1 protein-coding gene is annotated in these 258 nt (G+C 67.4%); it reads left to right on the top strand.

Features of this window, described 5'->3' with window-relative positions; all coding sequences use genetic code 11:
- A partial coding sequence (locus SB753_RS38820; RefSeq protein ID WP_410805383.1) for an SRPBCC domain-containing protein occupies positions 1 to 258 on the top strand: 258 nt, incomplete at both ends.

Genomic DNA, 258 nt, shown 5'->3' with positions numbered 1-258 from the left:
ACGTCGGCCGCGACGAGACGTTCGCTGCCTTGACCAGCCGCGAAGCGCTGCTCACCTGGCTGCCTCCCCACGGGATGCACGGGCGGTTCGAACGCTTCGACATGCGTGAAGGCGGCTCGTATCGACTGGTTCTCACGTATGACGACCCCACCGACTCGCCGGGCAAGACCTCGGCCGACTCAGACGCCTCCGAGGTACGCGTCGCGCGGATCGTGCCGGGCGAGCTCATCGTGCAGGAGGTCGACTTCGACTCCGACG

This window comes from Paraburkholderia sp. SIMBA_053, from assembly GCF_046534895.1.
Lineage (GTDB): Bacteria > Pseudomonadota > Gammaproteobacteria > Burkholderiales > Burkholderiaceae > Paraburkholderia > Paraburkholderia caledonica.
The sequence above is the reverse complement of the archived record's forward strand: the minus strand, read 5'-3'. Positions and strand labels throughout refer to the sequence as shown.